We start from the raw sequence: 12,770 nt of genomic DNA, 5'->3' as shown, positions 1-12,770 counted from the left end.
TAACAAAAGAGATATGAAAAAGCTAATTTTTGCTTGTGTTGCCTTACTGCTAGTGTTAAATGCTTGTAAGCGTGATGAATATTATCGTGATGGAGGCTTGGCCAATCCTGATTTTAACGGGAATATGCTTCAATATTTACAGGCTAAAAAAGTGCCTTTTGATACCATAGCCCAAATTGTAAAACTGGCAGGTATGGAAAGCACCTTTTCTAATGAAAACTTTACTTTTTTTGCCCCTGATGATGAGGTGATTAAAAAAACAATTGGAACAATTAAAACCGATGGGTTAAATAATTTTCTTTTTTATTCAGGAAAAGATACCGTTAAAACGCTGGATCAGATTAGTCCGGTAATCTGGAGAAGATATCTGCAACGCTATATGTTTAAGGGTGTGAATAAATTAAAGGACTATCAGCAGATCGATTTCGACGTTAAAAGTGTTTATCCGGGCGGTTTGTATTATTCTCTTGGTGGTAATATCTCAAACATCGGGGTAACCTACGGCACCGCAAACAATATCAAATATATCGGGTACCGCCAATTAAATCTGACCTATATCCCTGATGCTTCAAAACCTAATGATAACTGGTACATCAATAAGGTAGCCTCATCTGATATAAAACCTACCAATGGCGTTGTACACACTTTGGCCTATAATGAAACAAGAGGTGGCGCTTATTTCGGTTTCAACGAGAGTGATTTTTTTAGCGATGTATATTTTAGCGGTTTAACGCCTTCTGATTCCTCAAAATAAGTCATAACTGGTTTTTACCTCAAAAAATTAAATGATGAAAAAAATTAAATTTATATTCACAATAATCACTTTGATTGCTTTAAGCTTTCAAGGATGTAAAAAGGCAGATGATGTCATCCCTGATCCCTATGCTGACGCTAAATCGCCTTTAGGGGTGGCCATTTCTCAAACTGATGTCCCTGTTCCTGCTGTTGGGATCGTAGGTACCTCTGTGGTTATCAAAGCTTCCGGCTTTGATAAATATAAAGATCAATTGACCTTTATGTTCAATGGAGAAAAGGCCGAGGTAGTCAGTGTAACTGCTACAGAAATCACGGTTAAAGTTCCGGAAAGCGGAAGTACGGGCGTAACATCCATCGCCATTGGCGATCAGTTATTTATTGGCCCAACTTTTACCGTTAGGGGGCTTATCCAGATTGATCCTACTTTTAAAGCTACAGCAGGTACCAATGGTTATGTAAGTCAGGTATACGAAATGCCCGATGGAAGGAATATCGTAGTTGGAAATTTTACCAACTTTGATAACAAAGGAGGGGTGGTTCCAATCAATCGAATTGCCAGAACATCTACTGACGGGGAATATGACCGCACTTTTCGTACCGGAAAAGGGGCGAACGGTTCATTGTTCAGGGTTTTGGAAATTGGCGGTCGTTTTATCATTGCAGGTAGTTTTAGCGGATTTAACCAGCGTACCGAAAACATCAGCAACATTACCAGCCTGTTTACCACCGGAGCTATAGATACAGTAAAAATCCAAACGAAAAGAAAGCCAACCGTTACGGATACGGTTACGCAAAAATGGTTTCCGAGGTTTAATGGGGGTACGAATGGTTATATCAACCGTTTATATGCTCATCAGGGGAAAATTTTAGCGACAGGTAATTTCAGATTTTATGTGAAAAGAACTTATGATAAGTTTAACTACGATTTATCAAGGGATACGGTAATATTGGATAGTACAGATATTCGCCAGGTTTTGCGCTTTAATTTAGATGGTAGCCTTGATAAAACATTCCGTTTCAACACCACCACTAATAAAGGGAAAGAAAGTGGAAATGGCAATATTGACAGTTATATGCATACCGATGCAGAGAAATTGGAAAAATTAGTGGTATTTGGTAGTTTCAATACGTTTGATGGTCAACCTGCCAATCGTATCGTTCGTTTAAACCCTGACGGAAACATCGATCCTTCTTTTACACCCGGCTCGGGGGCAGATAATACCATCAGTTCATGTACTTATAATGCCACTACAAAAAAATATATAATCACTGGAATCTTTAGCAAATACAATGGTAAACCAGCAGTTGGTATAGCGGTTTTAAACGATAATGGAACCTTAGATGAGACATTTGCTTCCGGATCATTTGAAGGCGGTTTTCCTGGTTTTGCCAAACAGCTCAATAATGGATTAATTGTAACCAGTGGGAACTTTATTAAATACAATAATGTGACTAGAAATGGTTTTATGGTATTAACGTCGACGGGAACATTGGCCAAGGGATACAATTCTACCGGTCCTTTTAACGGGGGCTTATCTGATGTAATTGAAACCAAATCTGCAGATGGTAAAAAAGCACTGCTGTTAATCGGCGAATTTTATCGTTTTGATAATTTACCATTATATCACATCATTAGGGTAACCATTGAATAATAGATTAAGCTGACCAGATATAAATTAAGATGAGTATGATGAAAAAATATAGATTATTGATTGGCTTAATCGCAACAATAACCACCACAGCCATATTTTCTTGTAACAAAGAATTTGAAAGAACAATTGGGGAGAAGAATGCAAGTGATACCACAACGGTTAAATACGGTAACCGTAAGGTACTTTATTTAGTGGTTGATGGTGCAAGGGGGCAATCGGTTTTAGATGCCAATACCCCCAATATAGATGCAATTTTACCGCACGCCATTTACACCTGGGTAGGTTTAAGTGATCCTGAAGCAACTGCAAATGCAAGCAATTGGGCAAATATGTTAACCGGGGTTAAAAAGGAAAAACATAAGGTTACCAATGATGCATTAACGAATAACAATCTGCAAAATTACCCGATTATTTTTAATAGAATTAAAGAGGCAAGTTCAAAATCTAAGATTGTAACCTATACTCCTTCAGCAGTTTTTAAATCGTTAAATACCGGTGCCGACGTAAGTAATTTGGTTGCAGATGATGATGCCGTTAAAGCTGGGTTGATCAGCAATATAAGCAATGATACCGCATCGGTTATTGTAGGCCATTTTACAGGAGTTAATGCAGCAGGGGCAACTTCTGGATATGATGTTTCTTTTCCAGCCTATAAAGCAGCGATAGAGAAATTTGATACCAGTGTTGGTGAAATCCTTGCGGCACTAAAGAAACGTCCTAATTATGATAATGAGCAATGGTTGGTGGTTCTTGCGTCAAGTGCTGGTGGGCAGTATACACTACCCGCAAATGCCGACGACCAGACTATTTTTAGCCAGCCAAAAGTAAACTCCTTTGTAATTTATTATACGCCAACTTACAACAAACGTATTTTAACAAAGCCATTTACAGGTAACAGGTACTTAGGTAAAACCATCCGGTTTAAGGGTGAAGATGTAAGGGCGCAGGTTGATGCCGCTGATGCCAATGTTTACAATATAGACGATACTACAAAGGTGACCATTGAGCTAAAGGTTAAAAAGAACGAAGACAAGTTTTTCTGGCCAAGTGTTTTAGGTAAACGTAATGAGTGGTCTAGCGGCCACCCTAGTGTAGGTTGGGTGATTTATCTGGAAGAAGACTACTGGTATTTTGAGTGGCGGGGTACTAAAGATGGAGATTACCATCAATGCAGAGGCGGAAGTTTTCCCAAAGGAAAATGGACAAATTTAACCGCAAAAATAGAGGTACGTAATGGGCAAAGGTTTGTGCGTACCTATACCAATGGTACGTTTAATAATGAGTTCGATATTACCGGTTCAGGCTCTTTGGCAAATTCCAATCCTTTAAAACTAGGATTTTTAAATGGAAATGGCCATCGCTCACCTGATGTATACGTAAGCGACATTCGCTTTTTTAAGTTTTCTGTTCCAGACGGGATGATCGGCAATTATGCCTGTCAAACTTCAATCGATCAAAGCCATCCATACTTTAATTTTCTTGTTGGATACTGGCCCGCAACAGATGGTAATGGCAATATCATGGCCGATATCAGTTCCCAGGCACACGATTTTAAATTTCAGGGGACCTACAACTGGGAGAGTTTTAACGATCTGATTTGCCCTCCTGCGCCAGAAACACTAGCGATATTCGTACCCCAAACCTCAGATATTCCGGCACAGATTATAAACTGGTTAAAAATTGCCAATAAACAAACCTGGGGGCTTGATGGCCGCGTTTGGTTAGATCAATAACAGATTTACTGATCATTTAAAATAGCATAAAATGAAAAAAATTATATATATCGCGTTGATAGGTTTAGCCATCATTGGCATTTATTCATGTCGCAAATCAAAAATAGAAGATTTAACATTGCCCGATCCCAATACCAGGAGTATAACAGGAGAAGGTATTGTTGCCGGAAAGGTTTCTATTGATAACGAATACGTTAAGGTACCTTTTAAAATTTCCTTAACTGGTGTCGCAGAAGAGGCCTTTCAAGTTGGTTTAACTTTAAATAATGATACCGTTGCGCAGTTAATTAACAATGGAACCATAACAAATGCAGTACTCATGCCCTCTACAGCAGTGGAGTATCCCAATGTAATCAATGTGGCTTATGGCACCGATAACAGCGAAGGTATCGCTATTGTGCGCAGATCTATATTGGAGCGTAATTATGGTAAAAAAGTTGTCTTTGCGCTAAAGCTTTCAGCTCCGGGAAAAGGAAATAAAGTTGCAGCTGGCAAATCTACCATCATGGTGATCATCAATACTTCCGACCTGCTGAAACCTACCGATATACACTACTTATCATTCAAAAATGCAGGTACCTATAATGTGGTGTACCAGGGAGATTATATTGTGGGGCCTGCAGGCGTAACTATTCCACTTATTGTAAATTTAGAAAACCAACCTTCAACAGCTTTTAATATTAAAATTAAAGAGAATATAGATACCATTGCTACTTTGGTAGGTAACGGAACTTTGCCAGCTGACGCCATACATTTGGCTGCTAAAGATTATACCATTGATACCTTGGTTCGGTTTGCCACAGGGGCTTCGAGTGCCGTTGTGCGGCTTCAGATCCCATGGCCCGTTTTCGATGCCAACATTGTTGCCAACAAGAAATTTGCGTTCGCTTTCAGCATTAGTGAGGCAACCAATCAGGTAATTCACCCTACCAAGAGCAAACTGATTGTGGTAGTAGACCCTAATGTAAATTTAGATAATAACTCTTACATTACTGGCAATGGTACCGGTTTAACCGCTAAATATTATACCAACACCCAGTTAGACCCGGATGATGGGCGCGCTCCATTTGTAACCAGGATAGATGAGACCATTAATTTTAGCGGAGATGGATGGCCAGATAATGTAAAAAATGCTTCGGGGACTCAATTAAGCAGGGATAACTTTGCGAGTAGATGGAAAGGCGAGTTCCTGGCGCCTGTACGTGGTACTTACACTTTTTATCAGACCCGTTGGGATGATGGCTCAAGATTATATGTAAACGGTGTTGCTTTAGTAGATGATTATACCACTCAATGGGACAAAGACTCACGTAAAGGCACCATATTCTTAGAACGCGGAAAACGTTATACCATTGAAGCACATCACCGTGAAAATGTAGGCGGGCAACAGGCCTATCTGGAAATTGAAGTGCCAAATGTTTTATCTAAAAGGGTAATACCAAAATCTCAATTATTTCCAACACCTTAATTATTAATTAGATATGAAAAATAATGTGAAAAGATCATGCAGTATCCTATCTCTTTTAATGCTTATTGTAATCACCACAGTAAAGTGTAAGAAGGATGCGGAAGAGGTGGTACCCGTAGTGGAAGAGCCTAAACCAACAGCAGGTTTTACGTATGTAAGGCCTGATACCGTAAAATTTTTAGAGTATCAGTTTACAGGTACCTCTACAAATTACAAAACTTTATTGTGGCAATTTGGAGATGATAGTACTTCGGTTTTAGTCAATCCAAAGCATACGTACCGTTTTCCTGGAAAATATAAGGTCACCTTAACCACCAGAAATGGTCAGGGTTATTCTGCCGCAAAAGAAGTGATTTTGAATATTGTTGATCCCAATTTCGACCCCACAAAAATCGGAGAAAATTATATGCGTACAGTTGGTGGCATATTTTCGGTAAACCTGGAAGCTGGTGCCGGACCCGATTCTAACGAGGGATCAAAAAAACTGGTGGATGGCGACATTACAACCAAATTTTTGCAGGCAGGTTTTGATGGTACCCAAAGATGTACATTCGAACTTAAAACACCACAGGTAGTAGGCGCTTACACCTTAACTTCAGGCAACGATGCTGAAGACAGAGACCCACGATATTGGATTTTACAAGGATCGATAGATGGTATTCAGTATACCGACCTGCATACGGTAACCTCTTGCCCTTGGGCCAACTCTGGTGAAAGACGTGTGACGAAAAAGTATTATTTCGACAATTTTATAGCTTATAAATTCTACCGCCTTTATATCAAAGCCAATAGGGGAAGCCGTGTATTTCAATTATCCGAATGGACCATCAATAAAAAACAACCTTAGTTAATATACGCTCCAAACCCTTTGAATAATACATGAAGCTTAACAACTTCATGTATTTTTATTTTAAATGAAGTCAAGTTTCCCGGATATTGATGCAGTTAAACCGACTTCTTTTTAAATGTCAAAAAGACAATTAAAATTGAGCTTCTCTTGCGAAAAGTAAATTTTATTTTATACTTTAGTAAAACGTTTAACTAGCATTAATCTAACCAAAATATTAGATCAGATTTCAATACACACTATGAACAGAATTAAAATTTTAAAAGCTATAGGCATACTCGGCTGTATGTTTGCAGGCAGTTTGCTAAAGGCTCAGGAGCGGAAAGCCCCGGCTTATCCTTTAATTACACACAATACCTATTTCAGCATTTGGTCTGCCACTGATAAATTAAATGAATCTGCTACCCAACACTGGACAGGTGCTGATCATTCACTTTTAGGAATGATCAATGTCGACGGGAGTATTTATCGCTTTTTAGGTAAAGAAAGCACTACCTATAAAACGGTTGTACCTGCGTCAGATGAAAAAGCTTACGACGTAAAGTATACGGAAACCGAACCCCAGGGCGATTGGAAGGATGCTGGTTATTCTGCCAGCAATTGGCAAACCGGTAATGCACCGATAGGCGATGATGCCAAAACCGCGAAAACATTATGGAAATCAAATGATATATGGGTAAGGAGAACCTTTAATGTTTCTAATCCGGCATCAATAAACGCATTATTTCTAAAGATCAATCACGATGATAACATTGAGGTTTATTTAAATGGAAAAAAAATCTACACAAGAGAAGGCTGGACCAACGATTTCAAATATATTGCCTTAAGCAATAGCGATAAAAGTGCTTTAAAAGCCGGATCAAATGTAATGGCTATTCATCTGAAGAATACTGCTGGCGGACGGTTCCTCGATTTTGGTTTGGTCGATAAATTAAAGGATAACGCCGAAAAAGTACAGCTTGCCAAGCAAAAAAGTGTAGATGTTAATGCTACGCAAACCATTTATAGCTTTACTTGTGGTAAAATAGATCTTAAATTAACCTTCACATCACCCTTATTGATGAATGATCTGGGTTTATTTGCACGCCCGGTTTCTTATGTTTCGTACCAGGTAAAGGCAAATGATGGCAAAACACACCAGGTAAAGGTATATCTAAGTGCAGCATCAAACATTGCTGTTTATCGTCCTACGCAGGAAGTTACAGCCATTAAATACAATACAGCCAAATTATCGGTATTAAAAACAGGTACTGTAGAGCAGCCAATCCTCCAAAAAGCAAGTGATGATATGCGTATTGATTGGGGTTACTTTTATGTAGCTGCGCCAAAAGCCAGCAATGCCATCCAATTTGTAACAACAGAAAAAGACGCAGCTGATGCTTTCAGAAAAGGCAATTCGGCATCAACTGCTAAACAGGGCAAAATGCTTGCCTTAAATACCGTTATTCCTTTCGGATCGGTGGGTAAAACTGCTGTAGAAAAATATGTTGAACTGGGTTATGATGAAATTTACAGCATTCAGTATTTTAATAAAAATTTAAGGCCATGGTGGAATACCTCCGGTAAAGAAACTATTGAATCACAATTAACGGCTGCGGCTGACGAATACAAAAAAGTAATAGAAAAGTGTGAGGCTTTTAACAAGACTTTGTATGCCGATGCCTTAAAATCGGGCGGTAAAGAATATGCCGATTTATGTGTTTTAGGTTATCGCCAGAGCATTGCTGCACATACTTTGGTAAAGAGTCCTCAAGGTGAAATTTTATGGTTATCAAAAGAAAATAATAGTGGTGGCTTTATCAACACGGTAGACGTAACTTATCCATCGGCACCTTTATACCTGATTTATAATCCGGAATTATTAAAAGGGATGTTAAATGGTATTTTCTATTTCAGCGAAAGCGGAAAGTATCCTCACCCTTGGGCTGCACACGATTTGGGTACTTATCCACTGGCCAACGGACAAACCTACGGCGAGCCAATGCCAGTTGAAGAATCGGGTAATATGATCATTTTAACCGCTGCGATTGCTAAAGCGCAGGGAAATGCCGATTATGCCAAAGCGCACTGGAAAACCTTGACCACCTGGGTTGATTATTTGACCAAAGAAGGTTTAGACCCTAAAACACAATTATGTACCGATGATTTTGCCGGTCACCTTGCCCGTAATGCCAACTTATCAGTAAAAGCAATCGTAGGCATAGCCTGTTATGCGCAAATGGCCCAAACACTGGGATATGATGATATCGCTAAAAAATACAGGGCAATTGCCGAAAGTATGGTGCCAAAATGGATGGAAATGGCCGATGCCGGCGACCATTATGCCCTGACATTCGATAATAAGAATACCTGGAGCCAGAAATATAACCTGGTTTGGGATAAGGTTTTAAACTTAAACTTATTCCCTCAGAAAATATATGATACCGAGACCAAATATTACCTGACTAAACAAAATAAATACGGTATTCCATTAGATAGCAGAAAGGCCTATACTAAAAACGACTGGATTTTGTGGACCGCTACTTTTGCGCCAACACAAAAAGAATTCGAGGCTTTGGTGCATCCGGTTTACAAGCATGCAATCGAAACCGAGTCGAGAGTGCCTCTAAATGATTTTTATGATTCAAATACCGGTATCCGCGATAATTTTAAAGCGAGAAGTGTGGTGGGTGGTTTTTATATGAAAATGCTTGCCGATAAATTAAACAGTAAATAATCTCGCCCTTTCATTAAATTGACAATCAAAGGTTCTGCATTTATTTGTAGAACCTTTTTTCATTTCAACTATCCCTTGGTCTGTGTCGCAAAGACTAAAATATACATTTTTTCGGTTATCCATCCGATTGGTTAGTATCTCACCGACCGAAATAAGTTGTTACCTCCACAAAGCAAGAAAGATATTTTATAAGGAAATGATCGCAATGTGGTTCTTGGCGGCTCGTTGTCCCGCCATGCGCTATAGCTCCGATGGAACCTGTGAAACAAGCAATCACACCATAAAACAATAAAAATAAGTGATTAAATCGGAGGCTGCCGCTGCTGTCGGGTTTAGGTGCAGAGGTTGGTGCACCTTGCAACCTCACAAATGAAACACTGTTTTTTGCCCGTTAACCCTGGTTGCAGCGGTACCCTGCAGCAACGAGGCACGAGGCAGCGAAGCGTACAAGCGGAAAACAGGAAGTAACTTTTTGTATTGCACAAGCATTGCGCTCCAAATAAAGTTTATTTGCTTTTCGTGATTTGAAAATGATTGTCCTGTGGTTCTTGGCGGCTCGTAGTCCCGCCATTCGCTATAGCTCCGATGAAACCTGTGAAACAAGCAATCACACATAAAACAATAAAAATAAGTGATTAAATCGGAGGCTGCCGCTATTATCGGGTTTATTAAACGTGGTTTCTGCACCCCGCAATCCCAAAAATGAAATACTGTTTTGGCCATTTAGTCCTGGTTGCAGCGCTACGCCAATGTTATTAAGTGAAGTCGAAAACAATTGGCTCAGACTGGCAATGTTTATGTTTAACTATCAAAACTCAAACTCCAGTTGATTGCTTTCCGGCTTTTCTAACTCCACATCATCATAAAAACGCGATAAGGTAATACCCAAAAGCCTCACCTGGGTTGTGCCGATTGCGGCTTCTTCTAAAAGTTTGATCGCTTCAGCATAAATCATCGTTGCTTTGTTAATCGGTGTAGCGAAGGAGCGGCTTCGCGTAATGAGTTTAAAATCGGCAAACTTAATTTTAAGCGTAACCGTTTTTCCGCTCAATTGATGTTTTTCCAAACGTTTGGCTACGGTTTCACTGATTTGTTTCAGCAGATCGTGCATCACAGCATCTTCGTTGGTATCTTCTGAAAAGGTATCTTCTGCACCTACAGATTTTGCTTCACGGTTTGCGCGAACAGGCCGGTCGTCTAATCCACGAACAATTTTATAATAAAACCTTCCCGATTTTCCGAATTGGGAAATAAGCTGGGCTTCTGTCAGCTTTTTTAAATCTGCACCTGTATTAATCTGCATAGCCTTCATTTTGGCACTGGTAACTTTGCCTACCCCAAAGAATTTTTCTACCGGGAGTTTTTCCATAAAAGCTTCGATCTTGGATGGGCCAATAAAAGTTAAGCCATCGGGTTTGTTCATGTCTGAAGCTACTTTGGCTACAAATTTATTGATCGATACGCCTGCCGAGGCCGTTAAATTTAACTCACTTTTAATGGCATCTTTAATCGATTGTGCAATATCAAGCGCCGATCCGATGCCAAGTTTGTCTTCCGTGACATCTAAGTATGCCTCATCCAACGAAAGGGGCTCTATTAGATCCGTGTATCGACTGAAAATTTCCCTGAGCGACTTTGAAACTGCAGTATAGGCATCAAAACGAGGATACACAAAAATGGCCGTTGGACATAGCTGATAAGCTTTACTCGATGGCATTGCGGAACGGATTCCATATTGCCTGGCTTCGTAACTGGCTGTTGAAACCACACCACGGCTGTCTGGCTTACCGCCAACCACCACCGGCTTCCCACGATATTCAGGAAAATCGCGCTGCTCCACAGATGCGTAAAAAGCATCCATATCGATATGAATTATTTTTCTTAAAACCGGCGGATTTAAATCAGACATGCAATGATCTAAATTTCGTGTTTTTTATCAGGATTATTGGACTAGATTTTTTTTCTTTACAAAATATGGAGAGAAATATACGATTTTACAAAACTGCAAAACAGGAATGTACGTGCAGGCGCTTTAGTGTGTTTTGGTCGGGTAGACTATCATGTGGCGAGCATTTTACCTCATACCTTTAATTCAATAATATTTCAACTCTATTCAATAGAGAGTCCATCTCAAATGGTTTTTCCATAAAATCATTTGCACCGGCATCCAGCGCAGATTGTCTGATATCTCTGCTGGCTGAAATCATTAGGATAGGAATTCCCTTAAATTGAGGATCGTTTTTAAGCTGTTTGCAGATATCTCTGCCATCATATCCACTCATCCATATATCCAGCATAATTAAATCTGGTTTGTTTTTTACAGCGTCAATAACGGCCCCACCATCGTAAGTAAATTCAACATCATAGCCCATCACTTCCAAAATCATGGTGATCGCATCAACAATTCCCTCATCGTCATCGGCAATCAGTATTTTTTTGTTCGCCATTTTGTAATGTTATTTCATATCTTTTGTTTTTTCAACCGGTAATTGAGAAGGTGATTGATAGCGTATACGTTATTAATGCAGCAAATATGCTTTTTGTTTTAAAAAAAATGAATATTTGTTTAAAGAATTTTAATAGTAAGTTGATCTACTATTCTTTTGACTTTGTTTTATAGCAGATGCCGAGTTGAAAATTAAATTTAAAGCCTATAAATATTTACAAATTATGGTTAGCCTCAGTAAACTAAAGTCTCTATAATCTCGAAGTGCTAAACTTTTAAATGGTACATTTTTCAAGGTTACGGAAAGATTGTGCACACTACGACCATTGACTTGAGCAAAAAGATAGTGTGATCATGCTAAAAATATAATGGTGAGTAATTGTTTCTGCATATGTTTGTAATGATGTGTAGTAGTGTGCAACTTCACAGATCTGGGCCTTAGCCGATTTTAAAGCCTGTTAATTTGGACTAAAAAGTACGCTTAACATAGAGATGAATAAGGAAATTCAGCACAAAAACATTGAGATACAACCGCTCCATCATAATGCCAAGAAAAATCTAGGTAATTGCTAGGATAATCGCTGTTGCCTGTTATTCTTTTCTAAAAGACCATTAAGGCAACTGATAAATTTATTATAGCCAACCGGCTTAAGCAGATATTGGTCTGCATTTACCCGATGGGCATCCATCGCATATTGGCTGTAGGCTGTAATGAATATCAGGTATTTCACCGTATTTCTCAACTTTGCGGCGGCTTCAATGCCCGAAATCCCGTTCATTTTAATGTCCAAAAATAAAAAATCAATTTTTTGTCCATCGCTTAACATTTGTATGGCCTCTGAGGCATTATCAAAACTGCCGGCTAAGGTAAGTTCAGGTGTGTCATTAATATATGCTTCCAGGAGTTCAATGAGCAGTGGGTCGTCGTCAACAATCACGCAACGGTGCAGTTTTTCTTTGATAATGTTTGTCTCTTCTGTCATAAGCCCTGTAATTTTGATAAAGTTAGGGAATTGTTGGATTGAAATTTTTAAAAAAAATATTTTTCAGAACTGATCAAACGCCAATCACTTTTGGCAGGATTATATTTTTTGTTAGATTAGTCCGTCGCCATACCTGTAAATCTCGCTCTATGCGTAATAGAATAAATTT

At 39.1% G+C, this 12,770-nt stretch carries 9 protein-coding genes; 6 read left to right on the top strand and 3 right to left on the bottom strand.

Translation table 11 applies throughout. The annotated features are described in order from the left end of the window. The first annotated feature begins 13 nt into the window (after positions 1 to 13). The 6 genes from PGN18_RS01445 (at position 14) to PGN18_RS01420 (ending at position 9,172) form a co-directional block, all read left to right on the top strand. On the top strand, positions 14 to 754 hold the full coding sequence (locus tag PGN18_RS01445; RefSeq protein ID WP_335317590.1) for a fasciclin domain-containing protein: 741 nt from the start codon (positions 14 to 16) through the stop codon (positions 752 to 754). Positions 755 to 785: 31 nt separating this feature from the next. After that, positions 786 to 2,408 (top strand): DUF5008 domain-containing protein, encoded by a 1,623-nt coding sequence (locus PGN18_RS01440; RefSeq protein ID WP_335317589.1) that lies wholly within the window; start codon positions 786 to 788, stop codon positions 2,406 to 2,408. A gap of 35 nt (positions 2,409 to 2,443) precedes the next feature. Next, a complete protein-coding gene (locus tag PGN18_RS01435) occupies positions 2,444 to 4,141 on the top strand; it encodes a DUF4983 domain-containing protein (RefSeq protein ID WP_335317588.1) in 1,698 nt (565 codons plus the stop codon). 31 nt (positions 4,142 to 4,172) lie between these two features. Continuing rightward, positions 4,173 to 5,609 carry a PA14 domain-containing protein gene (locus tag PGN18_RS01430; RefSeq protein WP_335317587.1) on the top strand — a complete coding sequence of 479 codons (1,437 nt, stop codon included), beginning with the start codon at positions 4,173 to 4,175 and terminating at the stop codon, positions 5,607 to 5,609. Positions 5,610 to 5,622: 13 nt separating this feature from the next. Further along, positions 5,623 to 6,456, top strand: a complete 834-nt coding sequence (locus tag PGN18_RS01425; RefSeq protein WP_335317586.1) for a PKD domain-containing protein — start codon at positions 5,623 to 5,625, stop codon at positions 6,454 to 6,456. A gap of 241 nt (positions 6,457 to 6,697) precedes the next feature. Continuing rightward, entirely contained in the window at positions 6,698 to 9,172 is a 2,475-nt protein-coding gene (locus PGN18_RS01420) for a glutaminase family protein (protein WP_335317585.1), read from the top strand. Positions 9,173 to 9,980: 808 nt separating this feature from the next. Here PGN18_RS01420 and dinB read toward each other — a convergent pair. The 3 genes from dinB to PGN18_RS01405 all read right to left on the bottom strand — a co-directional run bounded on the left by dinB (position 9,981) and on the right by PGN18_RS01405 (position 12,601). Beyond that, positions 9,981 to 11,081: a DNA polymerase IV gene (gene dinB / locus PGN18_RS01415; protein WP_335317584.1), complete on the bottom strand. Its 1,101-nt coding sequence runs from the start codon at positions 11,079 to 11,081 to the stop codon at positions 9,981 to 9,983. Between the two features lie 178 nt (positions 11,082 to 11,259). Next, positions 11,260 to 11,619, bottom strand: a complete 360-nt coding sequence (locus PGN18_RS01410) for a response regulator (protein ID WP_335317583.1) — start codon at positions 11,617 to 11,619, stop codon at positions 11,260 to 11,262. Positions 11,620 to 12,187: 568 nt separating this feature from the next. Beyond that, positions 12,188 to 12,601, bottom strand: coding sequence for a LytR/AlgR family response regulator transcription factor (locus PGN18_RS01405; RefSeq protein WP_335317582.1), 414 nt, complete (start codon positions 12,599 to 12,601; stop codon positions 12,188 to 12,190). Positions 12,602 to 12,770 lie beyond the last annotated feature (169 nt).

Source organism: Pedobacter terrae (assembly GCF_036946585.1).
Lineage (GTDB): Bacteria > Bacteroidota > Bacteroidia > Sphingobacteriales > Sphingobacteriaceae > Pedobacter > Pedobacter terrae_C.
The sequence above is the reverse complement of the archived record's forward strand: the minus strand, read 5'-3'. Positions and strand labels throughout refer to the sequence as shown.

What these genes read in the sequence shown, in the direction of transcription:
- PGN18_RS01430 (WP_335317587.1), top strand. Translation starts at nt 4,173, where the DNA reads ATGAAAAAAATTATATATATCGCGTTGATAGGTTTAGCCATCATTGGC.
- PGN18_RS01440 (WP_335317589.1), top strand. Translation starts at nt 786, where the DNA reads ATGATGAAAAAAATTAAATTTATATTCACAATAATCACTTTGATTGCT.
- PGN18_RS01405 (WP_335317582.1), bottom strand. Translation starts at nt 12,601, where the DNA reads ATGACAGAAGAGACAAACATTATCAAAGAAAAACTGCACCGTTGCGTG.
- PGN18_RS01425 (WP_335317586.1), top strand. Translation starts at nt 5,623, where the DNA reads ATGAAAAATAATGTGAAAAGATCATGCAGTATCCTATCTCTTTTAATG.
- PGN18_RS01410 (WP_335317583.1), bottom strand. Translation starts at nt 11,619, where the DNA reads ATGGCGAACAAAAAAATACTGATTGCCGATGACGATGAGGGAATTGTT.
- dinB (WP_335317584.1), bottom strand. Translation starts at nt 11,081, where the DNA reads ATGTCTGATTTAAATCCGCCGGTTTTAAGAAAAATAATTCATATCGAT.
- PGN18_RS01420 (WP_335317585.1), top strand. Translation starts at nt 6,698, where the DNA reads ATGAACAGAATTAAAATTTTAAAAGCTATAGGCATACTCGGCTGTATG.
- PGN18_RS01435 (WP_335317588.1), top strand. Translation starts at nt 2,444, where the DNA reads ATGATGAAAAAATATAGATTATTGATTGGCTTAATCGCAACAATAACC.
- PGN18_RS01445 (WP_335317590.1), top strand. Translation starts at nt 14, where the DNA reads ATGAAAAAGCTAATTTTTGCTTGTGTTGCCTTACTGCTAGTGTTAAAT.